Origin of the sequence: Treponema sp. OMZ 305, from assembly GCF_024181325.1 — a bacterium.
Lineage (GTDB): Bacteria > Spirochaetota > Spirochaetia > Treponematales > Treponemataceae > Treponema.
Genome location: NZ_CP051300.1, coordinates 70,949 through 96,125 on the forward strand (window position 1 = coordinate 70,949; position 25,177 = coordinate 96,125).

Here is a 25,177-nt window from a genome sequence, read left to right on the forward strand (position 1 = left end):
TTCGCTATCAACCGATGGACACGGAAGTTCATCGGTTGACAGCCATAAAGCGTGGTTTAAAAATATTGAGCAGTACCGGTAAAATCGTCATTGCCGCGACGGATCCGGTCAGCATAACAACTGCAACTAAAAATCCGACAAATCGCAACACCACAAAGCGTGAAAAACACAACACAACAAAGCCGAAGCCGACTGATGCGGCATTGACCATAATAGCCTTTCCCGAAAGTTGTAACGTATTGACCGTTACCACAGTTAAATCGTCTGTTCTCAATCGTTCTTTATGGTAGTTATTCATAAAGTGAACGGTATAGTCGATACCGATTCCAATGGCGATCGCAGCTACCAGACTGGTTACCATATCAAGATTGATACCGGCTAATCCCATAATGCCGAAATTCATAAGGATAGAAATACCAAGCGGAACCGCACCGATAAGTCCGGCAATCGGAGAACGGTAATAGAGAGACAAAATACAGAACACAATCACAATAGCAAGTAGCAAACTCGACACCTGACTATCAATAATCATCGAGGTCATTGCGGTTTCAAGCTCTCCAAGTCCGGACGCTTCCAACGTGTAGCCTTCGGGAAAATGTTGTTGTGCATACTGTTCGGCAGCGTTGATAACCGCTTTTATCTTGCCGGTATCGTGAACACGCATCATTATCTGCATACGAGTCTTTGACGGCTCCAGCTGTTCATCAACCAGATCGTCAAGTGAACCTGAATACAATAGAAGATACTGTGAGATTAAATTTTTTAATTCCTCACGATGAGCAACCGGATATTTTGAAATGTCGTAGGGAATTTCATCATAAGCAGCTCCGTTGTAATTTAGTTCTTTTTGCAGCGCGGTCATAAAATCAGGAAGCGTAACGTTCTTTCCTCCCGATTGGGCATACGCAGCGATAAAAAGCTCCATCACGTCGTCGGTTGTCAGTGTTTTTCCGCGATAGCGTGCTGCAAAAGAAGATGGTTCAGAGACCGCGCTTGATACACTCTGCACCGTAAGGCGATCCGGTGAAGACACATCCGTCATTCCGCCGTCTTGTTCAGCATCGGAATCGGTAAAGAAACTTTCGGTGTCCGAAAAGAAACTCTCGGTGGCTTGTGAATTTTCATCGACAGCCTCGGCTGCATCGAAAGATTCCGGCAGCATATCTTTATGCATCACTTGATTAAGCCGCTTGATAAAATCGGAGAATGATAATATCGTTCCGATCTCGGCATAATTATCGGTGAGGAAGCCGGAAAGATCATCCATTTGTTTTAAGATTTCAGGATTGCAGAGCGCGCCTTTCTTTTTACCGTCAATCAGCAAACTGAATCCCGTAGAGCCGACATAGTGGTCGTCTATATAGGAAACGCCTTCGCGTATTTCAGAATTCTTGGGGAAATATTCCAAAAATGCCGACTCGATATTTAACTGATGAATACCCCATATCGAAAGGCTGATAATGACAAGCAGCATAATGATAAATCCCGTCCGATGTCGATTAAAAAAGAGGTATATCTTATGGGTAAATCCTTTTTCGTCTATTTTTATTCCCAACGCGGCAAGTCGTGCAGTTTGTTTTACCACATGCATCTTCATCCTATTTTGCTGTTTTTGTACAAGCCTTATTGGTTTCAGTACCAGCAATGCAGGAATGAGCAGAAAGGCAACAACCAATTCGATTACAATACCGTAGGCGCTAAATGTTGCAAAGGATTTTAGCGGTTTTATCGGGCTGGTGATGGTAGATATAAAGCCTGCGATAGTTGTAATACCTGCAAGCAATACCGGTGCGCGGATCTCTTTCAGCGATTCGGCAACGGCGGTGCAATGGCATTCCTGCGAAGTTATCAGCGGCTGCATTTCAAGATGCTGATAATAATGATTGACAATGTGAATACCGTAAGCGGAACCGACGGCAATAAGCAATACCGGTAGACAGCTTGATACGATCGTTAGCGGCTCTCCCAAGACAGCCATCGTACCGATTGTCCATACCGTACTGATAAGCACCGCAAGCAGCGGCAGAATTGTTCCTTCAATATTCTTAAAGGATAAAAACAAACAGAATAAAACTACCACTGTGATTAACGGAATAAGATTGCGCAAGTCGGCATACATAAAAAGCGTTGCATATTCGGCAAGTACCGGATCACCGGCAATTTTATAAGACATCCCGTTCAGCGTTTGCAAATTCCGCTTGACTATTTCTACCGTATTGTTATAAAGCGCACTGATTTCAGATGGGGTACAAATTGACGACAGTGTTACGACAATCTGCACACCTTTAAAATTATCGGAAATAATCGTACCGAGATAGGCATGCGGCCATTCAAAGATTTTTTGTTTTATCGCCTGAATTTCCGCTGCAGTCCCCGAAAAGGGTTCGGGGAGCAAGGTTTCTACAACAAGGGAACCATCTTTTGCCGTGATAAACTCAATATTGGTTAAAGAGCGTACTTTCACAACATTATCGACTAAAGCAAGCTCTTCGGAAATATTTTTGACGGCGGCAACATAGTCTGAGCGAAGGATCGTATCTTCCTTTGTTTCAATTACGATATCCATTGCATACTGATCGCCGAAATCCGCTGTCAGTTGCTTGAACCTTATATTTGACGGATGCTTTTCCGGGAAAAAGTGACGCAGTTCATTATCCATATCGATTTTTGGAATCATAAAACCGAAAAGCACGGTGATAGCTGCGATAACCATTATCACAGTATATGCGTAATTTTTCCCATATTTCATATTTGTAACCTACCGATGCGTTTTTTTGTTTACTGTATTTTTTCTCTGAGCCTTCTTATAAAATCTACTAAATTATCCGTAATCGTCAATATCATTTTCAAATGAAGTGAGCGAACCTTAAAATTTCAATCGCAATTCAGGGCTTTATTTTGGGTACCTTTTGTGGTATGCTATATTTGTTTTTAAAGACAGGCATTCCTGAAAAAACAACAAAGTTTTTCGAGATGTCTATAAGACATTTTTTACCGGCGTTGCCGGCGGATACTGTCCGAGATACCTTTTTCGGGCAGTAGGTTTTACAAAATGGTATGTATAGGAGCTATGCTATGAAGAAAATCGGTGTTGTAGGTGCAGGCACGATGGGACAAGGAATTGCCGCCTCGTTTGCTTCAAACGGGTATCAGGTTACGGTATGCGATCTAAAAATCGAATGGGCGCAATCGGGAATAGATAAAATCGCAGCAAATTACGATAAATTGGCCGCGAAAGGCAAAATAACGGCGGAAGCAGTCGCTACCATAAAAGGGAATTTAAAGACCGGCGTATACAAAGATTTGGCTGACAGTGATTTAATTATCGAAGCCATCTTGGAAACCAGCGAAGCTAAAAAAACGCTTTTTACCGAATTGGATGGTATTTGCAAAGAGTCTGCCATTTTTGCAACAAACACCTCTTCTCTGTCCGTTACCGAAATTGCCAAGGGCATTAAACACCCCGTTATCGGGATGCATTTCTTTAACCCTGCCGATAGAATGAAGTTGGTAGAAGTTATTTCAGGAATCAGTACGCCTGTTGAAGTAAAAAACACCATTATTGAAACAGCTAAGAGTTTGGGAAAAACACCCGTTGAGGTACAGGAAGGACCCGGTTTTGTTGTAAACCGGATACTGATCCCCATGATTAACGAAGCAGCTTTTATTCTGCAGGAAGGTATCGCGACTGCAGAACATATCGATACGGCAATGCAGCTCGGCGCAAATCATCCGATGGGACCGCTTGCACTCGGAGATTTGATCGGTCTTGACGTTGTGTTGGCAATTATGGACGTATTGTACCGCGAAACGGGCGACAGCAAATATCGCTGCTGTACGCTTATCCGTAAGATGGTGCGCGGTGGATTACTCGGACGCAAAACCGGAAAAGGCTTTTACGATTATTCAAAGTAACAAAGCGGAGGTATACAGATGAATACGGTATTATTTCATATAGACGGGCATATCGCTACAATTACCATTAATAAACCGCAGGTTTTAAATGCGCTCAGTACCGAGGTGTTGACTGACCTTAATCAGGCGCTGGATGAGATTGAAAAAGTAGACAACATTTACGCGGTAATTCTTACCGGCGCCGGTGAAAAAAGCTTTGTAGCAGGTGCGGACATCGCAGAAATGAAAGATAAAGACCCCAAACAAGCGACCCAATACGCACAGTTTGCCGATGGGATATTTTTCCGCATAGAAAATTTCCACTGCCCCGTCATTGCCGCAGTGAACGGTTTTGCACTGGGAGGCGGTTGTGAGCTTGCAATGGCCTGCGATATCCGTATCGCTTCAGAGACTGCCCGCTTTGCTCAACCCGAAACAGGCTTAGGGATTACGCCGGGATTCGGCGGTACGCAACGGCTCGCACGGCTTGTCGGCGCGGGACGTGCAAAAGAGCTTATCTACACCTGCCGTACCGTAAAAGCGGACGAAGCGCTTGCAATCGGCCTTGTCAATAAGGTAACAAAGCCGGAAGCTTTAATGCAGGAAACTCTTGCTATGGCACAGACCATTTGCCAAAAAGCGCCCTTTGCTATTAAAAAGGCAAAAGAAACTATCAACAGAGGCTTGCAGGTAAGCATTGATAAAGCAATCGCCATCGAAACGGAAGAATTTGCGCAGTGTTTCGCAACGGAAGATCAAAAAATGGCTATGAACGCTTTTGTCAAAAAAGAAAAGGTTGAAAAATTCAATAATCGTTAGGAATAGTCATGGATTATCATTCGTTATACAAACAAAAGTTGACCACAGCGGAAAAAGCAGCGCAGGTAGTTAAGTCGGGTGATTGGCTCGATTATGGATGGGGAAATAATACCCCTGTAGCTTTCGATAAGGCATTTGCAGCGCGGTTGCCCGAACTTGAACACATCCACATCAGAGGCGGTGTCCTATTACGGGAGCCGGAAATTTTTAAAATAAAAGATCCGGCGGCTCATCTTACGTGGAATTCTTGGCACATGTCCGGCTATGAGCGTAAAACCATTACAGGCGGATTCGGCTATTATATTCCGCTCCGCTATTCGGAATTACCGCGCTGGTATTACGAAAATATTAAGCGCCTTAACGTATCGATTTTCCAAACAACGCCGATGGACAAGGATGGTTTTTTCAATTTCGGATTGAACGCCTCGCACCTCAAAGCGGTTACGGATTGTGCGGATATCGTCATTGTGGAAGTCAATACCAATATGCCGAACTGCGTAAACGGGGTAGATGATAAGATTCACATTTCCAATGTTGATATGATTATCGAAGGGAATAATCCGCCGATAGACGAACTCGTCGATAAGGGTGAACCGACCGACGTAGACAAGGCTGTCGCAAAGCTCATCATCGAAGAAATTCCGAACGGAGCATGTTTGCAGCTCGGTATCGGCGGGATGCCTAATACGCTCGGCGCGATGATCGCAAAGTCCGACTTAAAAGACCTCGGCGTACACACGGAAATGTATGTTGATGCCTTTGTCGATATTGCCAAAGCCGGAAAAATAACCGGCGCAAAGAAGGCGATTGATTCGGGTCGGCAGGTATTTGCCTTTGCCGCAGGAACAAAAAAGCTCTACGATTATGTGCACAACAATCCGGCATGTATGGGGGCACCGGTCTCTTACACGAATGATGCGCGGGTGATTGCTCAAATCGATAACTTTATGTCTATCAACAATGCAGTGGATATCGACCTATTCGGTCAAGTGAATGCCGAAACGTCGGGAACCAAGCATATTTCAGGAGCGGGGGGCCAGCTCGACTTCGTATTGGGCGCCTATCTATCCAAGGGTGGAAAAAGCTTTATCTGCTGTTCGTCCACCTTTAAGGATAAAACAGGGGCGCTTACCTCCCGTATCCGGCCGACGCTTGCGCCGGGTTCCGTTGTTACGGACACAAGAACCAATGTCCATTGGTTCGTTACCGAATACGGAAAGGTCAACTTAAAGGGCTTATCGACATGGCAGCGGGCAGAAGCCTTGATTTCGGTCGCGCACCCCGATTTTAGAGATTCGCTCATTGCCGAAGCGGAAAAGCTCCATATATGGAAGCGCTCCAATAAACGGTAGGGCGCTTTCGAACTTCCATCTTTCAACAGCCTTAGATACCGTCTTTAAGGCAGGGCAACGAGACAACGGTCTTTAAGGCTGTCGCTCTCAGGGATATGCTGCATTATAAATACAGGAAGATTGCCTTTATAGATTCTCTTATAGCCCTTATAATGCGGAATTCCCCTGTATTTATGCGTAAGATTGACAGTAGAATATGGGAGTGTTAGAATATATTAAGATATTTGTTGATGCATCTGTAATTCCTGAGGATGAACTTTTTGCAGGTCTTTGGGAATCCCTCAGCGAAGAAGAAAAACAAATGATTCGTGATAATCTTGATAAAGCGGTTGTTCAGTGCGATGCTCATTTAACAGTGGATAATGACTCTCCTGTTGCCCGGTCCGTTCATACAAACAACACTGATTTGCTCGGCGAAATGACTGCGTTTTATGGATTTAATGCAAAACTTAATGATTTATTTATGGTGGTCAAAGACTTATACATGGCAAACCTATGCGGCTACCGGAGATTTGATTGAAGTGAGGGAGCGATGAAACAAAAGACAATAACTTTTGCATTATGCATAGTTTGTCTTACTGCCGTCTTGCTTTCATGTCCCATGTACAGGATGGCAGGACCCGAAGATTATGAAAAAATTTTTACAAAGATAGATTACGGCCCTCTTGAATGGAAAGATTCGTATATCCTTTCTGCGAGTAATTACTTACCGCAGGTACAGGTGTGGGACAGCGCAAGCGGAAAACTGATAAAGGTGTATGAATTATTTGTGAAAGACGATAAAAAAAAGTTCTATGCGGATTTATGGATTACCGGTATTGCGGAGTTTCACGGTAGTATTTGGATTTGTTCAGCCAATATCGGTAATCATATTGCCCGTCTTGATCCTGCCAGCGGAAAAATGTCTTTTATCGATCTTGACTGCCATCCCGAAACAGTTATTGCTTTTAATGATACTGAAGGAGGAAAAGGAGCGTTATGGATTGCAACGTATAGCGCCCGGGGTATTGGGTGTGCAATTCGCCGTCTTGACCAAAGCGGAACAATCGTAAAAAAGTGTAATATTACCACGGAAGATATTGAGATAACTGGTGTGAACCGAATGCATTACAGAGAGGGTAAATATCAGTTATTAGCAGATTCACATAAAGACCTTTATCCCGCTAAGGAAAATAAAGGAGTGTACTGGCTTGTGAATCTCAGTGCAGACAATGAGGAATATGTACAAGAAATACCGTACCATGCTGTTTTCCCCGCCGGTTTCTTTAGTGATAACAAGATAACCCCTGTTCCGGAAGAGTTTATAACATCGCTTGAATTGACGAATCAGTATGCCGATGCAAAAAATGTCTATTGCAAGGTAAATGTAGTAGGTGGTGAAACATGTCATCGGCTGTTATACAAGGTGAATAGTTTGAATCCGGTAAAACTTGAATATACACATATTATTTACAGTAAACCTGATGCACGTTCAATATTTAATGTGGTTGAAAATGATACGAATATTTTTATTACGGGAAGAATACTGTGTGATGTTCCGGGTGAGGCGTCTTTTACCGGGCTTGAAATAGGAGCTTATCCAATAGAGGGCGGCGGGCAACTGAAGCGTATCCGATTGGCTCGTGGAAACCAACTATACCAGACAACGAAAGCTGGAAAAACATGGTTTTGCAGGGATGTGTATGAGCAGGATGAAGCAACCCTTACATGGCATTTTAAAACTCCCCCTCAAATTTATATGCTTGAACATGCAAACGGAAAAGCATATAAATATTCCCATGACGGTTCTCGTATTGAACTGGAGCCTGAAAACTGATAGCGATATATGAAGAGCGAGTTTTCTCGATAGGAAGTATTCCCTCTGCATGAAGCGTTATGCATGCAGAGGGGTTCATTCTCCGATGCTCTGCGCCGGGGGATGATTGCTAAAAACTTTACGCAATTTTTCAAAAAAGGATAAAGAGTATGCAATCAATTAAAAACATAAAAACGGTTTTTTTTAGTCCTACCGGCAATACCAAGCGGGTAGTCGAATTGATTGCCGGTCGGTTGGCGCAAAAACTTTCCGTGCCGGTTGAATCGGATGACTTTACGCTGCCGGCGGCTCATGCCGATACCAGAACGTATTCGTCTGAAGATTTGGTCATTTTCGGCGTGCCGACGTATGCAGGGCGCATTCCGAATAAGGTACTGCCCTTTGTGCAAACCCTATTTAAAGGGGAGCAAACACGCGCAATAGCGGTGGTTACCTTTGGAAACCGCAGTTTTGACAATTCCTTGAGCGAGCTTCACATGGAATTGGAAAAAAATAATTTTTCGGTAATCGCTGCCGGCGCAGTCGTATGCCGACACGCTTTTGCCGAGGTAGGCATTGGACGGCCGGATGCTGCCGATGAGGAACATATAGCCGCTTTTGCCGATACCGTTTTTGAAAAACTTCAACAATCAGGCCAGCCGCTCTCCAATACTTCGATAAAAAGAAACGAGGCGCTCACCGCCTATTATGTGCCGCTCGGAACCGACGGAAAGCCGGTCAATTTTTTAAAGGCAAAACCGGTTACCGATAAGGCGCAATGCGACAACTGCGGCGTTTGCGCGGCCGTATGCCCGATGGGTTCTATCGACAAAAATGATGTTTCGTTAGTCCCCGGCATCTGCATAAAGTGCCAAGCCTGTATTGTGCATTGCCGCACAAAAGCAAAATCATTCGACGACCCGCTGTTCCTGGCGCATAAAGCTATGCTGGAACAAAACTATACGCGCCCGGCGGCTTCGGAATTTTTTGCGTAAATACCGGACGAATTTGTAATTATAGACAATATCGGAAAATGTAAGGGGAAGTGCTGAATAAATGCGCTCCTCGGTATTCCCAAGCGGAATATGGTGCTCTATAAAATAGAGAAAGCTTCGTTTTTAGGCTCCTTCCACATCCGCTTTGCTTAATCCGGTAACCTGCATTATCTTCTGTACAGAATCACCAAGCTGTTTTAATAGCTTAGCTGTTTCGAGCTTTGCTTGGCGAGAACCTTGCGATATTCCTTGCGCTCTACCATCGGCAAAAGCCATTCTGCTCTCTGTACGGCAATACCTCTTGCAATTTATAGAATAATTTACAATTATCGCATTACCCATTATTTAATGCGGCTTCCCCTACCCCATCGATAAACGGAGCGCATAGCCACGTCAGTTCGTGTTTATTTGCAGTAAGATGAGCGATTTTTGAGTGAGGAATTTCCGCAAAGCGGCGGATGGTATCGAAATCGGGAGCCCCCTGCATTTTGATTGTACAGATGAATTTTGAACAAAGGCCGCTTGCCCGCCACCGCTCAACCCATTCCAGTAAGCGAGGCGGATAACAGATAACATCGGAACACACCCAATCCTGTTTACCGAGACTTTCGGGAGTTAATGTAAATGCGTCATGCTGCATAAAGGTAATCCGCGGTTCACGCATCAAAAAATCCGCCAGCGGGCTTCGGTCGATAGCAGTTATCTCTGCCCCCAGATTATTCAGCGCCCATGTCCAACCGCCGGGACAGGCCCCCGCATCCACACAATGGGAGCCGCGCTGAGGTAATGCCCAGTCTACCGGTATTACCGATGAAACAGCCTCTCCCTTTTGCTCTGCAGCACACCGATAGTAAAAGTCTAACAGGGTTAAGGCTTCCCATAATTTAAGATAGGCGCGGCTCGGCGGATTTTGATGATCTTCGGTAAAGCGGATAACACCGAGCGGAAACGGGGAAGATGTTTTTGCAGATGCAACCAGCGTATGTTCATCCAACAGCGACCACACCCCCATACCGGCAAGCGACACGGTATAAGGAAACGTTTTTTCTTTTTTGCTGATATACGGCAGTTTTTCTCCGATCAGTTCCGCCCGCCTAAAACAGCTAAGCGGATAGTGCGCCCAATTCCGCTGAATCCCCCGCAACAGCTTCGCCGCCTCCCCGATACTGCGGAACCGCACCACAAACGGTTCTTCCCAACACAGCTGCTTCCAAAATACTTCCTGCCGTATATCTTCACAGTACACAAGCTTGCTTGATTGAACTGCCCTATCATTTAACTTAAAATCAGTCAAGCTTTCAGAAGCAGAAGAAAAGCGCCATATATGCTCAAGAGCGCCGCCCGTCTGCAAAGCCAATTCTTCATCCAAATGCGATTCAAAACCTTTCACCGGTATCCATGCCTTACCGGCTAATTTACAAATAGTCCCATAAGGTTTTGCAGCGGCAATTTTACACAAATTAATTATCATAATAGTGTTTTCTTTTGTATCGGTAAAAACAATAGGGCATAAAAAAACGCTCGGCAGAGCGAGCGTTTTTATTCAGAGCGTAGCGTTATTTACGCCTTAGCTTCGGCGGCCTTCTTGTTTTTCAGCATTGCACGGCCGACTTTAGAGATATTGACTTTCTTTCCGTCAATTTCCTGCTCATACAAGAGCTTAACTCCGGTCTGTCCGGTTACGGGGCAGGTTCCCCGCCCATGATTGGGAACGCTTTTAATTCCCTTTCCGCGATGTGCTTTCGACATAGTTTAGCCCTCCGCTGCCTTTGACTTTGCAGCGCCCTTGTCTGCACCGTCTTTCTTTGCATCTGCCGACTTCTTCGTGCTCTTATCGAGCGTATAGTCAACCAGCTCTAAAATTGCGACCTGTGCGGCATCACCCTCACGCAACCCTAATTTAAGTACGCGAGTATATCCGCCGTTCCGATCCTTCATGCGCGGACCGATGTCGGTAAACAATTTATTCAAGATTGCCTCATCCCAAATATAGGTTGCAGCCTGCCGCCGATTATGTACTGAATCGACCTTAGCACGGGTAATAAGCTTTTCTGCGGTTCTCCGAATCTCCATCGCCTTTTGTTTTGTCGTAGTAATCCGCTCGTACTTAAACAGTGATGTAACCATGTTACGATGCAATGCGCGGCGATGTGCACTGGTACGTGAAAGCGGATTAAAGCCGTTTTTATGCTTCATCTGTTTCTTCCTTTTGTCTCGATAACTTGATCGAATTCTTTAAATGACTGTAATCAGTCATACCCAAACTCAAATTACGTTCCGCCAACTTTTCTTGTATTTCCTGCAAACTCTTCTTTCCGACATTTCGAGTTTTCGAAATCTCATCCTCGGTCATCATTGTCAAATCGCGGATTGTTGAAACGTTTGCGTTTTTCAAACAATTGGAAGCCCGCACGGAAAGATCAAGCTCGGTGATCGGTGTGTCAAGCAACTGCTTTATCATTTCATCGCTTTCATCGGCTTCATCATCACCGAGCAATTCATTTTCGTTGAAATTGACAAAAACGGTAAAATGTTCTTTCGCGATTTTTGCAGCTTCCGCTAAAGCGTCTTCAGGCCGTATCGTACCGTCCGTCCAGATTTCAAGTACAAGCTTGTCATAATCGTTGCGCTGCCCTACTCTACACGGCTGAATTTCATAGCTGACTTTCCGAACCGGGCTAAAGATGGTATCCAACGAAATTGTTCCGACCACTTCAACGTATTTTTCATTCGTTTCTGCCGGTACATAACCGCGGCCGAAATCAACCTGAACCTCTATCTCAATATGAGCATTTTCCATCAACTCCATAATATGGAGATCGCCGGATAAAATTTCAAGTTGACCGGGTTTTGCAAAATCGGCTGCACTAACAGAGCAGGGACCTTTAAAATCAAACAAAAAGACATCTTGCTCAATCTCATTCGGGAGCCGCAGCCGCATTTGTTTCAGGTTATTCAAAACTTCCATCGTGTCTTCGGTTACGTTTGGAATTGCTTCAAACTCGCTTGAGATACCATGCGGAACATCATCATCACCGTAAGAGGTAATCTTTACAGCGGAAATAGCATACCCTTGTATCGAAGACAACAAAACACGCCGCAAACAATTGCCGATCGTTGTACCGAAGCCTGTTTCAAAGGGAGACGCCGTAAACTTACCATAGCTGTCATTCGAGACATCTGCCGCAAATTCCAGACCTTTTGGTTTTTTGAATCCTTTCAAAAGATTTTTACGAGCCATTTAAACTCCTTTTTATTAGATGCGGCGGGTCTTGCGGGGACGGCAACCGTTATGCGGAATAGGGGTTACGTCATTAATAGAGCGAACTTTTAACCCCATAACGCCAAGTGTTCTAATTGCGGATTCGCGGCCGACACCGGGTCCCTTCACAAATACGTGAACTTCCCGTAATCCATACTGCTGAACACGCTGTACAGCCGTTTCCGCGACTGTCTGTGCAGCAAAGGGGGTGGATTTTTTCGCACCGTTAAATCCCAGACCGCCGGAGGATGCCCAAGACAGCGCATTGCCCTTCAAATCGGTTATGGTAATAATGGTATTATTAAAGGTTGCCTGAATATAGACATTTCCTTCATATACGCTTTTCTTTTCTTTTCGTTTTTTTGCAGTTGTAGCCACAGCTTATCCTCCAAAATTACTTCTTCTTACCTGCAACGGTCTTCTTCTTACCTTTGCGAGTACGGGAATTGGTTCTTGTACGTTGTCCGCGGACGGGCAAACCCTTTCGATGCCGAAGACCGCGATAGCAACCGATATCCATCAAGCGTTTGATGTTTAAGGCAACTTCGGTGCGAAGCCGACCTTCAACCTTGTAATCCTGATCGATAACGGCACGGATAGCGGCAAGTTCATCTTGATTTAAATCGTTGATCATCCGCATCGGATCAATTTTCGACTTTTCGCAAATTGCTTTTGCAGATGAGTGAGATATTCCATAGATATACGTCAACGCGATATTAACATGTTTATTGGGGAGGTCGACCCCAGAAATACGAGCCATTCTTCAGTTTCCTCCATTAGCCTTGGCGCTGCTTGTGTTTGGGATTAGTGCAGATAATCCGCACAATTCCATTGCGTTTAATAACCTTACATTTATCGCAAATAGGCTTTACGCTGGTTCTTACTTTCATATTGTTTTTCTCCCATAAAAAGTCAAGAAGAAAGTATCAACTTTCGATTGACTTTTTACGCACGTTCGTAACGAAGTGAGAACGTGCAGATGATATACAAGTTTGCGATCGAGCAAACTTGGGTAAATAAAAGCCGTGCTATTTATACGGCTTTTATTTTACACTCCTTAACAAAAGAATAACCTTTCCCGAAATACTACAGATTCCGTGATCTGAGCTTTCCTCGTTTTACCAACCCCTCGTGATGGTGCATTTTAAGCTGCGCTTCGATTTGACTCATCGTATCAAGATCAACGCCAACCAAGATGAGAAGCGAGGTACCGCCCATCAGCATCGAAATCGATTGAGGGAAGCCGAAAATGGTCTGTATTACAGTCGGCAAGACAGCAATCAGCGCCAAATACAACGAACCGGGTAAAATCAGCCGGTTTAAAATCCGCTGCAAGTATTCCTCGGTTTTATCGGTTCTAATTCCGGGAATAGAGCCTCCGTTTTCCCTTATCTGCTTTGCAATTTCTGTGGGGTTTAACGAAATCTGTGTATAAAAATATGCAAAAAACACAATAAGGATCAAATAGAAAATATTGTACCACAAACCGTTCGGGCGCAAGAAATGAGCAAGACTGTTCAGCCAGCGAACATTCGGTCCTATCGTTGTCGCAATCGAAATCGGGAACGTCAAAAACGATGAGGCAAAGATGATCGGAATAACACCCGACGGATTGATCTTAAACGGAATGTAGGTGTTTTGACCGCCATACATTTTCCGTCCGACAACCCGCTTCGCATAGTGCACCGGTATCTTCCGTTGCCCTTGCTGCTCATAAACAACCAGTACGATAATACCGACAAACATAATCAACGCGATAACGACAAAAACGAGGTTCAATTCTCCGAGCCGCACCAGCCGGATCATCTGCGAAACGGCATGGGGTAACCGGACAATAATACCCGCAAAGATAATCATCGAAATACCGTTTCCGATACCGCGCGCCGTAATCTGCTCGCCCAACCAAACCGTTATCATAGTACCCGTCGTTACGGTAAGCATCGTAACAAAGATGTACATAAACCGGCTTTGAAGCACGATAGCGCCGGGTATCGAATAGGCATAGAAAGTTACCGCATACGATTGAATCAACGCGACAAACACGGTAAGGATTCGCGTCCATACCTGTATCTTTTTCCGGCCGCCGTCATCTTCCGCAATCTTTTTCAAACTCGGAAATACGAACAACGCAAGCTGCATCAAAATTTGAGTTGAGATATACGGCATAACGCCAAGCATGAATACGGAAAAGTTGGAGAACGCCCCGCCGACAAAGAAGTCCATATAATCGACAAAAGCATTTCCCCGTACCTGCGATTGAAAATATGCCGATAAGGCGTGGGGATCAATACCGGGAATAGTAAGTACCGATCCCAAGCGGAATACAATCAAAATTCCAATCGTAAACAGGATGCGGTCGCGTAATTCTTTTATCCGAAATACATTTACAAGTGCATTGTTAGCCATGTATGAAGCCCGCCTACCTAGCCGTTCTGTTTAACGACTGTCCCGCCGACTTTTTCAATCTTTGCTTGCGCCTGTGCGGAAACTTTATCTACATCAACCGTCAACTTTTTTGTAATATCGCCGGAAGCGAGCACTTTTACCAAAGCCGTTTGCTTTTTCAGCAGCCCCTTTTCTTTCAGCGTTTCTTTATTAACGGTTTCCCCATCGGAATATTTTTCATCAATCATAAATAAATTTACAATCGAATAGGTTTCCTTAAAGGGATAGTTGGAAAAGCCTTTTTTCGCAACGCGGCGATACAACGGCATTTGTCCGCCTTCAAAACCGATATAGGTTTTACCGCCGGAGCGCGCATTCTGGCCTTTGTTTCCCTTACCGGCTGTCGTTCCACGACCGGATGAAGAACCGCGGCCGACAATGCGCTTTTTCTTATTTGCCCCTTTCGGCGCATTCAATATAAAATCAGACATTAATCAAGCTCCTCTGTTTCAACTAAGTGAGAAACCGCCCGTACCATACCTAAGATGGCGGGAGAAGCGGAGTGCTCAACTACGGAATGCAATTTTCCAAGCCCCAAGGAACGGACGGTCGCGCGAACCGGCTTTTTTTGTCCAATGGTACTTTTAACTAACGTAATCCGAATTTTCTTTGCCATAGTTTACCCCCAGACATCCGTAATAGACTTTCCGCGGTTCTTAGCAATCGTTTTAGCATCCATTAATCCCGATGCAGCCTCGAAAGTCGCCCGCACCACATTTACTGCGGAGTTTGACCCCAAGGATTTTGAAAGAACATTCGCTGCTCCGGCTGCTTCCATAATTGCACGAATAGTACCGCCTGCAATAATTCCCGTACCGGAACGAGCAGGGCGAAGCAATACCGAAGAACCCTTGAACTTAGCCTGCACTTCATGCGGAATAGTACCGTTTTTCAGCGGGATATAAATCATATTGGCTTTCGCCTTTTCAATGCTCTTCTTAATGGCCTGGCTTACATCATTCGCCTTGCCAAAGCCGTATCCCACGTGTCCATTCTGATCACCGACAACCGTTAAAGCGGAAAAAGAGAAACGGCGGCCGCCCTTTACAACCTTTGCAGTCCGGTTTAACTTAACCAGCTTTTCTACCAGTTCCTTCTCGCGATGCGAACTGTCTCTGTTAAAATCTTTCTGACGATCCATATCCGCTCCTAGAAATTTATTCCCGCTTTCCGGGCACCGTCTGCAACTGCCTGCACCACTCCGTGATACAGATAACCGTTCCGATCAAAAACAACCGTCGTAATATTCTTTTCCTTAAGGCGGCGACCGAGTTCTTCCCCAATCTTTGCCCCTGATTCAGTGTTTGCCTTCAACGGCTTAAAATCTTTTTCAAGCGTTGAAACTGAAGCGATGGTAATGCGTGCATCATCATCGATAACCTGCACCGAAATATTCTTATTACTGCGGAACACAGTCATACGCGGACGTTCAGCTGTTCCATAAATCCGTTTACGGATATGAACTTTACGCTTAAATCTCTTTCTATCTTTCTCGATTCGCTTTTTAAACATAGTACCTATCCTTATTTAACACCGGTCTTACCGACTTTGCGCTTAATGACTTCGGTTTCATAACGGATACCCTTTCCCTTGTAGGGTTCGGGTAATCTGAGTTTACGGATCTGCGCTGCAAATTCGCCGACTTTTTCCTTATCAATACCGGAGATAATAATTTTATTTCCCTGCGGTTCAACCTTTACTTCAATGCCTTCGGGGATCAATGCGATAAAATCGTTTGAATAACCCAAAGCCATTACCAACAGTTTACCCTGCACTTCGGCACGGTAACCGACGCCGTTAACGACCAAGGTTTTAGAAAAGCCCTGACTGACGCCCACGACCATATTGTGAATTAAATTCCGATACAGACCGTGAAACGAGCGGGCTTCTTTGGTATCGTTCACCCGCGTTACGGAAACCTCAGAGTTTTCAAGCTTTACCTGTACCAGCGAATTATAGGTACGGGAAAGTTTCCCCTTGGGGCCTTCAACGGTCAACGCACCATCGGCAATATTGATTTTTACTCCGGCAGGAACAGCCACCGGAAGTTTTCCAATTCTTGACACAGTCGCCTCCTACCAAACTTTGCAGATAAGCTCGCCGCCAACCTGCTTTTCGCTTGCGTGCTTGCCGGTGATAACGCCCACCGAAGTTGAAAGAATAAGAGTACCGTACCCGTTATATACGCGGGGAAGCATCTTATATCCTGAATATACGCGGCGTCCGGGTGTAGACACTTTTTCAATACCATGAATAACGGGTAATTCATTATCATCGTATTTTAAAAACATCCGGATCGTACTTGCGCCGGCTTCGTTAAGTCTTTTAAAGTTCTTAATAAAACCTTCGGTTTTCAAAATCTTCACAATTTCAAGTTTTAACTTTGAAGAAGGCACATCGACTTTCTCATGACCGGCTGCCGCTGCATTCCGAATCTTTGTAAGCATATCTGCGACGGGATCTGAAACGCTCATTTTTTACCTCCTACCAACTTGATTTTGTAACGCCAGGTATCTGGCCTTCACTTGCTAATTTGCGAAAACAAATACGGCACATCTGAAATTTTCTCATATATCCGCGCGGACGGCCGCATACTCTGCAGCGATTATATTGGCGGCTGGAATACTTCGGCGTGCTGTTTGCCTTATTTATCATTGCTGTTGTTGCCATGAAAACCTCTCTTACTTTCTAAAGGGCATGCCGAACTTCAAAAGAAGCGCCCGCGCCTCTTTATCGGTTTTTGCCGTCGTTACGACGTTGATATTCAAACCTGCAATCTTTTCGATTTTATCAAAGTCGATTTCAGGGAAAATAATCTGTTCCGTAACACCTAATGAATAATTTCCTCTCCCGTCAAACCCATTCGGATTGACACCGCGGAAATCTTTAACACGAGGCAGCGCAATATTAATAAAGCGATCCAAAAATTCATACATTTTGGCTCCGCGCAATGTTACCATTGCCCCGATTTCATGTCCTTCACGAAGTTTAAAGTTAGCAATACTTTTCTTTGCCTTTGTTTTTACCGCTTTTTGGCCGGTAATAATACCGAGATCGGTTACTGCAGCATCAAGCAATTTTTTATTTGTCAATGCTTCGCCAACCCCCATACTGAGTACGATTTTAACAAGCTTCGGCACCTGCATAACCGTAGTATAGCCGAACTCTTTTGTAAGCTCAGGCGTTATCGTTTCCGTATAGATTTTCTTAAGCCGTGGCACATAATTGCTCATTATAATACTTCTCCACCCTTACGGCAAAAACGCACTTTTTTATCGCCGTCCATCTTATATCCAATGCGAGATACGCCGCTTTTCTTACCGACTATCATGACATTTGAAATATGTATCGGCATCTCGATTTCGGCAATTCCGCCCTGATCCTGCTGAGAACGCTTGCGCATTGCTTTTTTCCCCATATTGATGCCCTGAATAATCACTTGATTCTTTTCAGGTAAAACACGCAATACAGCGCCGCGCTTTCCTTTCTCGCTTCCCGCAATCACTTCTACCGTATCGTTCTTACGGATCTTGATTTTTCCTTCCATAAATGCTCAATCTCCTTATAGAACTTCAGGCGCAAGCGATACGATTTTCATAAAATCCATATCACGCAGCTCGCGCGCGACAGGCCCGAAAACACGCTTACCCTTGGGGTTCTTATTCGCATCGACCAACACACAGGCGTTATCGTCAAAGCGGATATATGTCCCGTCAGGACGGCGATATTCTTTAGAAACGCGGACGATAACCGCTTTTTCTACAGAACCCTTTTTAATTGTAGACGTCGGAAGGGCATCCTTTACCGCTACTACAATGATATCACCGATACCGGCATACCGGCGGTGAGATCCGCCGAGCACCTTAATACACTGTACAATTTTTGCACCCGAGTTATCGGCAACGTTTAATCTTGTTTCTACTTGAACCATAATATAGACGCTCCTTACTCGTTATTTTGCACGCTCAATAATCTCCGCCAAACGCCAGCATTTTTCCTTGCTGATCGGACGGTTCTCTACAATACGCACCGTATCACCAATGTGAGCTGTATTTTGTTCGTCATGCGCCTTATACTTTTTTGTATTGAGCACATACTTTTTATACAGCCGATGAAGTTTCTTGGTAGCGACCTGCACAACAATGGTTTTATCCATTTTATCGCTGGTTACCAAACCAACAAACTCGCGGTTCCCGGATTTCTTTTTTGCCGTTGTTTCTTCCACGGGCCTGCTCCTACTCTGCACTTACACCGGACAGCTCTTTCTGCCGGATAAATGTGTTCAGCGCTGCAATTTCGCGGCGCATAGACCGTTTCAGCATAGGGTTCTCTACGTGTCCCACTACAAACTGAAACCTCAAATCCATATATTTTTGTTTAAGTTCGCTCCGCTTTGCCACCAATTCGGCAAGGGATAAATCTTTATAGTTCGGCTTTTTCATTCGGAAAACTCCATCTTAGTTATCGCGCGGCTGCTCGGCAAAGCGGGTCTTAAACGGAAGTTTACTTCCTGCCAAACGCATAGCCTCTTCCGCAAGCGAGCGATCAATACCGGTAAGCTCAAACAGCACCGTTCCGGGTCTTACAACAGCGACCCAATATTCCGGAGCCCCCTTACCTTTACCCATACGTGTTTCAGCCGGTTTTTTTGTATACGGCTTATCGGGGAATACACGTATCCACAACTTACCGCCGCGCTTTACCTTTCTGTTTAAAGCAACACGAGCAGCTTCGAGCTGGCGATTAGTCAGCCAAAAGGGTTCAAGCGATACCAATGCAAATTCACCGAAGTCGATATGATTACACCGTGTTGCGTTTCCCTTAACTCTACCGCGCTGAATCTTGCGGTATTTTACTCTCTTAGGACTTAAAGCCATCGCTTAATCCCTCCCTGCTTCCGCACGCTCGCCGCGGCCTTTTTCCGACCGAGGAGCGCGTTCCTTGCGCTGTTTTTTTAACAATAAACCGGCGTCATCTTTTTGGTCGCTGCCGTACATCATACCGCTATAGAGCCAAACTTTTACACCGATTTTCCCGTAGGTGGTATGCGCTTCCGCAAAACCGTAGTCGATATCCGCACGGAGTGTGTGCAACGGTATTCGCCCTTCCTTCATTTCTTCGGTTCGGGACATTTCAGCGCCGCCGAGACGGCCTGAAACACGGATTTTAATTCCCTGTGCACCGGCCTTCATCGTAGAAAAGCAGCCTTGCTTTAAGGCTTTTCTAAAAGAGGCGCGCCCCATCAACTGACGAGCAACATTTTGGGCGACGAGAGAAGCATTTAATTCGGCACGCTTCACCTCTTTAATCTTGATCTGAACTTTTTTATTCAGCTCTTTCTGAATAATAGCGCCGATTTTTTCAATATTGGCACCTTTCGTTCCGATGATAACACCCGGCCGCGCAGTATGAATAACAATTGTTACACGCTGAGGATGACGGATGATTTCGATGTCGGCGACATCCGCATTTTTACACTCAGGCATCGTCTGGAGCATTGCGCGAATCTTTAAGTCTTCGTGCAACAAATCTGCGTATTCTCTCGGACTTGCATACCAGCGAGACGCCCATGTTTTGTTAATTCCAAGTCTTAACCCGATAGGGTTTACTTTCTGTCCCATACTTACGCTCCCGCCTTTTCGTCAACTATTACCGTAATGTGACACATTCGTTTTAATTGAACATCCGCACGTCCGCGGCCGCGGCACCATAAGCGCTTGAGTCTCGGTCCTTCATCAATACGGATCTCTTTGATATAGAGCATATCTTCATCCAGTTTTTTATTACCGTTCAAAGCATTCGAAGCAGCAGACTTAACCGTCTGTGAAATCAGCGCTGCCCCTTTATTGGGTATGTGCTCTAAGATCGCCATTGCATCGGTATAAGACTTGCGTTTAATCACATTCGCAACCGGTCGAACTTTTGTCGGAGAAGCAATAAAATACTTTATCGTAGCGCGGTAACCGTTTTTTGCAGTTGTTTCAGCCATTATTTCCACCTACTTTTTCGCCGCTTTTTTATCCGAGCCGCCGTGCCCGCGGAAAATACGGGTAGGAGCAAACTCACCAAGCTTGTGTCCAACAAATTCCTCTGTGATATACACAGGGATCCATGATTTACCGTTGTATACCGAAATAGTAAAACCAACCATCTCAGGTATAATCGTGGAGCATCGGGAGTAAGACTTAACCATCTTTTTTGTTTTCTGATCTCCCGTCTTGCTCATTTCAACAACCTTTTTGTACAGGCTTTTTTCTACAAAAGGGCCCTTTTTAACAGATCTTGACATTCTCTACTCCCTACTTCCGCCGTGAAACAATAAACCGATCCGAAGTATTCTTCTTCTTACGGGTTTTATATCCCTTACAAGGCTGACCCCACGGAGTAACAGGATTACGTCCTTTTCCGCGTCCTTCACCACCACCAAGCGGGTGATCGACAGGGTTCATAGCCATACCGCGTACGGAAGGACGAATACCGCGCCAACGTGCACGCCCCGCCTTTCCCAAATTGATATTCATGTGATCGGCATTTCCAACTTCACCGATTGTTGCATAGCATTTTTTATGCACTAAGCGGGTCTCACCTGAAGGAAGGCGCAATGTTACATAATCACCTTCTTTTGCAGCAATGAGCGCAGCAGCACCGGCGGAACGAGCCATTTGCCCACCCTTTCCCAGCGTCAACTCAACATTATGGACGGTAAAACCGACCGGTATGGATTCAAGCGGCAACGCATTCGCAAGCTCAAGTGCAGCCATTGTTCCGCTCATAATCTTTTGTCCAACCTTCAACCCCTTAGGAGCAAGGATGTATCGTTTTTCGCCGTCGGCGTAAAAGATCAATGCGATATTTGCACTACGGTTCGGATCATATTCGATAGTTCGAACCGTACCCGGAATACCGTACTTATTGCGTTTAAAATCGATCTCACGATACTTCCGCTTATGTCCACCGCCCTGATGCCGAACGGAAATACGCCCATGGCTATCCCGCCCCGCATTGGATTTTTTTCCGGTTGTAAGGCTTTTTTCAGGTTTCTGCACAGTGATTTCATCACGCAGCAAGTCAATTCGACCGCGCATACCCGGTGTTATAGGCTTATATAATTTAAGAGCCATTTATCTTCCCCTTCAAAGCAGCGATAAGTGCTGTTACGCACCTTCAAAAACTTTAATCGATTCGCCTTCAGCAAGCGTCACAATAGCTTTTTTCCAGCTTGCAGTCTTACCTGCCCGATAGCGAACTCGACGCATTTTTCCGTCGACGTTTACAACAGCACAATTAAGCACTTTCACATTAAAAAGCTTCCGTACTGCTTCCTTAATCTGCACCTTTGTAGAGCGCGGATCCACCTTAAAAACATATTTACGCTGCTCACGCATCTCGTTTGATTTTTCCGTAAGCACAGGCGCTATAATAATATCAGTATATTGCATTACTCAGCCCCCTCAGCCGCATAAAAGCTCGAAAGATTTTTTGCAGCAGACTCAAGCATCAGCACTTTCCGTCCATAAAACAGATCATGCGCACGCAAACGGTTATACGTTAAAAACGACAGCGTAGGGATATTTCTTCCTGCACGCTTCAACATCGCATCATCATCTTTCAACACAAGCACCGCGCGCTCATCCTGAACAAATGACTGCAATATCTTTACCAGGTCTTTCGTTTTACCGGTTTCAACCGTAAAATCTTCTATAACAACAAGGCGATCTTCATCCTGAGCTTTTAAGCTTAAAATAGACTTCATCGCCAACCGTTTTGCTTTTTTCGGAATTGCATAGCCGTAATCACGCGGCTTCGGCCCGAAAATCGTACCACCGCCGATTAAAAGCGGTGATTTTTTATCACCACGGCGAGCACGTCCCGTACCCTTCTGCTTATACGGCTTTGCATTAGAACCGTTTACCTCAGCACGACCTTTTGTACACGCCGTACCGACACGCATATTTGCTAATTCATTTGTAATGGCATAGTAAATGACATCTTCATTAACAGGCAAACCGAACACCGCATCGTTAAGTTCAATTGTCCGCAATTCCTTACCATCAATCGAATAGACTTTCTTTTCCATCCTCTTCTCCTGCCGTTATCTTTCCCGTTTTACAGCGGATTTAAGGAACACAACCGCATCCTTTTTACCGGGAACGGAACCACGCACCATAACGACGCCCAATTCGGGATCTATTTTTTCAAGCCTCAAATTCTGTACCGTTACTCGCTCGGCACCCATGTGACCGGGCATCTTCACGTTTTTAAACGATCGCCCCGGACTGGTACACTGCCCTGTCGAACCGGGTTCACGGTGAAACTTTGAACCGTGAGAAGCACGTCCGCCGCCGAAGCCATAGCGCCTTACAACACCCTGAAAGCCCTTTCCTTTTGAAATTGCGGTAATATCAAGATACCGAACAGATTCCAAAACTTCGACGCCGATTTTTGCACCGACAGTAACTTCTTTATCAAAACCTCTAAATTCTTTTAAAAGACGGACAGGCGCGACACCTTCTGCAAACTGATTTGCATATACCTTTGAAACACGCCCTTCTTTTAATTCACCCGTTCCCAACACAACCGCTTCATAACCGAAGTGATCCGCATCTTTTACCGCAACCACCGTATTCGGCACTACCTGCAAAACGGTAACGGGTGTCAGCCGCCCCTCATCATCAAATAACTGGGTCATGCCGATTTTTTTACCAATCAGACCAACCATAACTCACAACTCCTTGAGAAACTCATCGCTTCTCCGGTACGCACATCCTGATTAAATGCCGTCTACCGTTCTTTTATTGTTTAATTTCTACATCAACCCCTGCGGAAAGCTCCAACGCCATCAAAGCGTTCATCACTTCTGCAGAAGGCTCAATAATATCGATCAATCGTTTGTGCGTCCGCATTTCAAACTGCTCGCGTGATTTTTTATTTACGTGCGGAGAACGAAGCACGGTAAATTTATTTATACGCGTAGGAAGCGGAACCGGCCCCAACACCTTTGCCCCAACTTTCTGCACAGCTTGCACAATCGCTTTAGAACTTTGATCAACCAACTCAACATCAAATCCGCGAAGCTTAACGCGAATCTTTTCCTTAGCCATATTTCCTCCGTACAAAAACAAGCGGCCGAATAGCGCCTACCCGACCGCCTTGTTTTTTTATTACGCTAAAATCTCCGTAACCTGTCCGGAGGCGATAGTCCGGCCGCCTTCACGAATAGCAAGCTTAAGCCCCTTATCCATAGCGATAGGATGGATCAGCTCACCAATAATCTTAGTGTTATCACCCGGCTTAACCATATCAACACCCTCAGGAAGTGTAACGGTTCCGGTAATATCGGTCGTTCTGAAATAGAACTGCGGACGATAACCCGAGAAGAACGGGCTATGACGACCGCCTTCATCCTTCGAAAGAACATAAATCTGCGCTTCAAACTTAGTATGCGGCTGGATAGTGCCCGGCTTAGCTAAAACCTGACCTCTTTCAACCTCTTTCTTATCAATACCGCGAAGCAAGAGACCAACGTTATCACCGGCCATACCTTGATCAAGCAGCTTGTTGAACATTTCGATACCGGTAACAACAGTTTTCTTCGTCGGCTTAATACCGACAATTTCAACTTCGTCGTTAAGATTGATAACACCGCGCTCGATACGTCCGGTAACAACAGTACCGCGTCCCGAAATCGTAAAGATATCTTCAATCGGCATCAAGAAAGGCTTTGCATCATCACGTACAGGATCGGCAAAATAACTATCCATAGTATTAAGCAACTCATCGATACAAGCAGTGTCTTCAACGGAAGCGCCGTCAGCCAATGCCTTAAAAGCAGACCCCTTGATAATCGGCGTATCGCGGGGGAAGCCGTAAGATTCAAGCGTCTCGCGAACTTCTTCCTCTACCAATTCAATAAGCTCAGGATCATCAACAAGGTCAACCTTATTAAGGAAAACAATAATAGAAGGAACACCAACCTGACGAGCAAGCAGGATATGCTCTTTAGTCTGAGGCATAACCGAGTCCGGAGCCGAAACAACAAGAATTGCACCGTCCATCTGAGCAGCACCGGTGATCATGTTCTTAACATAGTCGGCGTGTCCGGGACAGTCGATGTGCGCATAGTGACGCTTGTCGGACTGATATTCCAAGTGACGAGTATTAATAGTAATACCGCGAGCCTTTTCCTCCGGCGCATTATCAATCTCATCATATTTAAGAAGCTTATCACCATACTTCTTTGCACAATGAGTAGTGATCGCTGCCGAAAGAGTTGTCTTACCATGGTCAACGTGACCGATGGTACCAACATTCATGTGAACTTTTGTTCTCTCGAACTTTTCCTTTGCCATGTAAATCCTCCTAACAGACAATAGGCAACTAACAAAACCCCGCCCATCAAACAGCGAGACCATTTCCATATTGAAAATGAAAAAAAAATGTTCTAAAATCGAATACCAAATACAGAAAAGAATAGAATGCGGGATAATCAGACAGTAAACACCGTTACAAAAGACGTGTTACGCAAGCTCGTCATAGCAATTCGACAAGCCTTATTCGGATCCACCTGATCATCATCAGAATCCATTCCGATGACTGGTTTGGCATCCTGCAGAGT

The 25,177-nt window shown here is 45.1% G+C and carries 38 protein-coding genes; 6 read left to right on the plus strand and 32 right to left on the minus strand.

Annotated elements, in window-relative coordinates:
• Positions 1–28 precede the first annotated feature (28 nt).
• The gene (locus ABK01_RS00310) at positions 29–2,749 is read right to left on the minus strand and encodes an efflux RND transporter permease subunit (RefSeq protein ID WP_253675802.1); all 2,721 of its coding nucleotides are present in this window, start codon (positions 2,747–2,749) and stop codon (positions 29–31) included.
• Between the two features lie 326 nt (positions 2,750–3,075).
• Here ABK01_RS00310 and ABK01_RS00315 point away from each other — a divergent pair, with 326 nt between their 5' ends.
• From ABK01_RS00315 to ABK01_RS00340, 6 genes are all read left to right on the plus strand, one after another.
• The gene (locus ABK01_RS00315; protein WP_212565600.1) at positions 3,076–3,915 is read left to right on the plus strand and encodes a 3-hydroxyacyl-CoA dehydrogenase family protein; all 840 of its coding nucleotides are present in this window, start codon (positions 3,076–3,078) and stop codon (positions 3,913–3,915) included.
• 18 nt (positions 3,916–3,933) lie between these two features.
• Positions 3,934–4,713 carry an enoyl-CoA hydratase-related protein gene (locus ABK01_RS00320; RefSeq protein WP_212565601.1) on the plus strand — a complete coding sequence of 260 codons (780 nt, stop codon included), beginning with the start codon at positions 3,934–3,936 and terminating at the stop codon, positions 4,711–4,713.
• Between the two features lie 8 nt (positions 4,714–4,721).
• The gene (locus tag ABK01_RS00325; RefSeq protein WP_212565602.1) at positions 4,722–6,065 is read left to right on the plus strand and encodes a butyryl-CoA:acetate CoA-transferase; all 1,344 of its coding nucleotides are present in this window, start codon (positions 4,722–4,724) and stop codon (positions 6,063–6,065) included.
• A 196-nt stretch (positions 6,066–6,261) separates the two neighbouring features.
• Positions 6,262–6,585, plus strand: coding sequence for a hypothetical protein (locus tag ABK01_RS00330; protein ID WP_253675803.1), 324 nt, complete (start codon positions 6,262–6,264; stop codon positions 6,583–6,585).
• A 12-nt stretch (positions 6,586–6,597) separates the two neighbouring features.
• Complete coding sequence (locus ABK01_RS00335) at positions 6,598–7,881, plus strand: NHL repeat-containing protein (RefSeq protein ID WP_253675804.1); 1,284 nt, start codon at positions 6,598–6,600, stop codon at positions 7,879–7,881.
• Between the two features lie 149 nt (positions 7,882–8,030).
• A complete protein-coding gene (locus ABK01_RS00340) occupies positions 8,031–8,855 on the plus strand; it encodes an EFR1 family ferrodoxin (protein ID WP_253675805.1) in 825 nt (274 codons plus the stop codon).
• Between the two features lie 123 nt (positions 8,856–8,978).
• Here the strand turns inward: ABK01_RS00340 and ABK01_RS00345 are convergent, their stop codons facing one another.
• The 31 genes from ABK01_RS00345 to tuf all read right to left on the minus strand — a co-directional run bounded on the left by ABK01_RS00345 (position 8,979) and on the right by tuf (position 24,911).
• Entirely contained in the window at positions 8,979–9,131 is a 153-nt protein-coding gene (locus ABK01_RS00345) for a hypothetical protein (protein ID WP_212566626.1), read from the minus strand.
• Between the two features lie 58 nt (positions 9,132–9,189).
• Positions 9,190–10,326, minus strand: coding sequence for an SAM-dependent methyltransferase (locus ABK01_RS00350; protein ID WP_253675806.1), 1,137 nt, complete (start codon positions 10,324–10,326; stop codon positions 9,190–9,192).
• 89 nt (positions 10,327–10,415) lie between these two features.
• Positions 10,416–10,604: a hypothetical protein gene (locus ABK01_RS00355; protein WP_006188395.1), complete on the minus strand. Its 189-nt coding sequence runs from the start codon at positions 10,602–10,604 to the stop codon at positions 10,416–10,418.
• A gap of 3 nt (positions 10,605–10,607) precedes the next feature.
• On the minus strand, positions 10,608–11,051 hold the full coding sequence (rplQ, locus tag ABK01_RS00360; protein ID WP_162664393.1) for a 50S ribosomal protein L17: 444 nt from the start codon (positions 11,049–11,051) through the stop codon (positions 10,608–10,610).
• Positions 11,041–12,096: a DNA-directed RNA polymerase subunit alpha gene (locus ABK01_RS00365; RefSeq protein WP_212565607.1), complete on the minus strand. Its 1,056-nt coding sequence runs from the start codon at positions 12,094–12,096 to the stop codon at positions 11,041–11,043. The genes rplQ and ABK01_RS00365 overlap by 11 nt, the downstream gene beginning before the upstream one ends.
• A gap of 15 nt (positions 12,097–12,111) precedes the next feature.
• On the minus strand, positions 12,112–12,495 hold the full coding sequence (gene rpsK / locus ABK01_RS00370; RefSeq protein ID WP_006188392.1) for a 30S ribosomal protein S11: 384 nt from the start codon (positions 12,493–12,495) through the stop codon (positions 12,112–12,114).
• Positions 12,496–12,511: 16 nt separating this feature from the next.
• Positions 12,512–12,877, minus strand: a complete 366-nt coding sequence (gene rpsM, locus ABK01_RS00375; protein WP_016519026.1) for a 30S ribosomal protein S13 — start codon at positions 12,875–12,877, stop codon at positions 12,512–12,514.
• A 16-nt stretch (positions 12,878–12,893) separates the two neighbouring features.
• The gene (gene rpmJ, locus ABK01_RS00380) at positions 12,894–13,007 is read right to left on the minus strand and encodes a 50S ribosomal protein L36 (RefSeq protein ID WP_002672206.1); all 114 of its coding nucleotides are present in this window, start codon (positions 13,005–13,007) and stop codon (positions 12,894–12,896) included.
• Between the two features lie 196 nt (positions 13,008–13,203).
• On the minus strand, positions 13,204–14,523 hold the full coding sequence (gene secY / locus ABK01_RS00385) for a preprotein translocase subunit SecY (protein WP_212565608.1): 1,320 nt from the start codon (positions 14,521–14,523) through the stop codon (positions 13,204–13,206).
• Positions 14,524–14,540: 17 nt separating this feature from the next.
• Complete coding sequence (rplO, locus tag ABK01_RS00390; RefSeq protein ID WP_253675807.1) at positions 14,541–14,993, minus strand: 50S ribosomal protein L15; 453 nt, start codon at positions 14,991–14,993, stop codon at positions 14,541–14,543.
• Complete coding sequence (gene rpmD, locus ABK01_RS00395; RefSeq protein ID WP_006188388.1) at positions 14,993–15,178, minus strand: 50S ribosomal protein L30; 186 nt, start codon at positions 15,176–15,178, stop codon at positions 14,993–14,995. Before rpmD ends, rplO begins: the two co-directional genes overlap by 1 nt.
• A gap of 3 nt (positions 15,179–15,181) precedes the next feature.
• Entirely contained in the window at positions 15,182–15,703 is a 522-nt protein-coding gene (gene rpsE / locus ABK01_RS00400) for a 30S ribosomal protein S5 (protein ID WP_212565609.1), read from the minus strand.
• Positions 15,704–15,711: 8 nt separating this feature from the next.
• Positions 15,712–16,074, minus strand: a complete 363-nt coding sequence (gene rplR / locus ABK01_RS00405; protein ID WP_016522587.1) for a 50S ribosomal protein L18 — start codon at positions 16,072–16,074, stop codon at positions 15,712–15,714.
• 11 nt (positions 16,075–16,085) lie between these two features.
• Positions 16,086–16,628 carry a 50S ribosomal protein L6 gene (gene rplF / locus ABK01_RS00410; protein ID WP_212565610.1) on the minus strand — a complete coding sequence of 181 codons (543 nt, stop codon included), beginning with the start codon at positions 16,626–16,628 and terminating at the stop codon, positions 16,086–16,088.
• A 9-nt stretch (positions 16,629–16,637) separates the two neighbouring features.
• Positions 16,638–17,036 carry a 30S ribosomal protein S8 gene (gene rpsH, locus ABK01_RS00415; protein WP_162664397.1) on the minus strand — a complete coding sequence of 133 codons (399 nt, stop codon included), beginning with the start codon at positions 17,034–17,036 and terminating at the stop codon, positions 16,638–16,640.
• Between the two features lie 10 nt (positions 17,037–17,046).
• Entirely contained in the window at positions 17,047–17,232 is a 186-nt protein-coding gene (locus ABK01_RS00420; protein ID WP_081984397.1) for a type Z 30S ribosomal protein S14, read from the minus strand.
• Positions 17,233–17,243: 11 nt separating this feature from the next.
• A complete protein-coding gene (rplE, locus tag ABK01_RS00425) occupies positions 17,244–17,795 on the minus strand; it encodes a 50S ribosomal protein L5 (protein WP_253675808.1) in 552 nt (183 codons plus the stop codon).
• Positions 17,795–18,109, minus strand: a complete 315-nt coding sequence (rplX, locus tag ABK01_RS00430; RefSeq protein ID WP_006188381.1) for a 50S ribosomal protein L24 — start codon at positions 18,107–18,109, stop codon at positions 17,795–17,797. The genes rplE and rplX overlap by 1 nt, the downstream gene beginning before the upstream one ends.
• 15 nt (positions 18,110–18,124) lie before the next feature.
• The gene (gene rplN / locus ABK01_RS00435; protein WP_044014180.1) at positions 18,125–18,493 is read right to left on the minus strand and encodes a 50S ribosomal protein L14; all 369 of its coding nucleotides are present in this window, start codon (positions 18,491–18,493) and stop codon (positions 18,125–18,127) included.
• A 21-nt stretch (positions 18,494–18,514) separates the two neighbouring features.
• Positions 18,515–18,787: a 30S ribosomal protein S17 gene (gene rpsQ, locus ABK01_RS00440; RefSeq protein WP_006188379.1), complete on the minus strand. Its 273-nt coding sequence runs from the start codon at positions 18,785–18,787 to the stop codon at positions 18,515–18,517.
• Positions 18,788–18,797: 10 nt separating this feature from the next.
• Positions 18,798–19,004 carry a 50S ribosomal protein L29 gene (rpmC, locus tag ABK01_RS00445; protein ID WP_253675809.1) on the minus strand — a complete coding sequence of 69 codons (207 nt, stop codon included), beginning with the start codon at positions 19,002–19,004 and terminating at the stop codon, positions 18,798–18,800.
• A 15-nt stretch (positions 19,005–19,019) separates the two neighbouring features.
• Positions 19,020–19,439: a 50S ribosomal protein L16 gene (gene rplP, locus ABK01_RS00450; protein WP_016522591.1), complete on the minus strand. Its 420-nt coding sequence runs from the start codon at positions 19,437–19,439 to the stop codon at positions 19,020–19,022.
• 3 nt (positions 19,440–19,442) lie between these two features.
• Entirely contained in the window at positions 19,443–20,183 is a 741-nt protein-coding gene (rpsC, locus tag ABK01_RS00455) for a 30S ribosomal protein S3 (RefSeq protein WP_162664403.1), read from the minus strand.
• 2 nt (positions 20,184–20,185) lie between these two features.
• A complete protein-coding gene (rplV, locus tag ABK01_RS00460; protein WP_212565611.1) occupies positions 20,186–20,551 on the minus strand; it encodes a 50S ribosomal protein L22 in 366 nt (121 codons plus the stop codon).
• A gap of 9 nt (positions 20,552–20,560) precedes the next feature.
• A complete protein-coding gene (gene rpsS, locus ABK01_RS00465; RefSeq protein ID WP_016522594.1) occupies positions 20,561–20,851 on the minus strand; it encodes a 30S ribosomal protein S19 in 291 nt (96 codons plus the stop codon).
• 10 nt (positions 20,852–20,861) lie between these two features.
• On the minus strand, positions 20,862–21,683 hold the full coding sequence (gene rplB / locus ABK01_RS00470; protein WP_253675810.1) for a 50S ribosomal protein L2: 822 nt from the start codon (positions 21,681–21,683) through the stop codon (positions 20,862–20,864).
• Between the two features lie 33 nt (positions 21,684–21,716).
• Entirely contained in the window at positions 21,717–22,001 is a 285-nt protein-coding gene (locus ABK01_RS00475) for a 50S ribosomal protein L23 (RefSeq protein WP_253675811.1), read from the minus strand.
• Positions 22,001–22,639, minus strand: coding sequence for a 50S ribosomal protein L4 (gene rplD / locus ABK01_RS00480; protein ID WP_253675812.1), 639 nt, complete (start codon positions 22,637–22,639; stop codon positions 22,001–22,003). Before rplD ends, ABK01_RS00475 begins: the two co-directional genes overlap by 1 nt.
• 15 nt (positions 22,640–22,654) lie before the next feature.
• A complete protein-coding gene (gene rplC, locus ABK01_RS00485; RefSeq protein WP_253675813.1) occupies positions 22,655–23,281 on the minus strand; it encodes a 50S ribosomal protein L3 in 627 nt (208 codons plus the stop codon).
• A gap of 73 nt (positions 23,282–23,354) precedes the next feature.
• Positions 23,355–23,663: a 30S ribosomal protein S10 gene (rpsJ, locus tag ABK01_RS00490; RefSeq protein ID WP_044014196.1), complete on the minus strand. Its 309-nt coding sequence runs from the start codon at positions 23,661–23,663 to the stop codon at positions 23,355–23,357.
• Positions 23,664–23,723: 60 nt separating this feature from the next.
• Positions 23,724–24,911, minus strand: coding sequence for an elongation factor Tu (gene tuf / locus ABK01_RS00495; protein WP_253675814.1), 1,188 nt, complete (start codon positions 24,909–24,911; stop codon positions 23,724–23,726).
• Positions 24,912–25,177 lie beyond the last annotated feature (266 nt).